Genomic DNA, 331 nt, shown 5'->3' with positions numbered 1-331 from the left:
TACCTACTTTCACACGGGTATCCGCACTATCATTGGCGTGGAGTCGTTTCACGGTCCTGTTCGGGATGGGAAGGGGTGGTACCAACTCGCTATGGTCATCAGGCATTGAGGGGGTGTTCAGTCGCTTATGCGGTGCGACTGAACCAATCTGGGGAAGAAGTAGTCGAGTGCATGTGTTGAGCACGCCTCGTTGTTACGGGTGAAGCTTGGGGTTGTGTTTGCTACTACTTATATCAGGCACAACACTGATCTCAACCGATGCGTGTACTTAAGACCCCGCGCATGGCGCGGGATGGGGCATCCATACGTGCTTAAGCACTCATGGCTGCCG

The 331-nt window shown here is 54.1% G+C and carries 1 rRNA gene; it reads right to left on the bottom strand.

The window, feature by feature from the left end:
- Nucleotides 1-103 (bottom strand): 5S ribosomal RNA (gene rrf / locus ACRXB1_RS37500); the annotation flags it as partial.
- Between the last annotated feature and the right edge of the window lie 228 nt (nt 104-331).

Source organism: Caballeronia sp. M23-90 (genome assembly GCF_053574605.1).
Note: the sequence above shows the minus strand (reverse complement) of the source record. Positions and strands in the feature narration are given on the sequence as shown.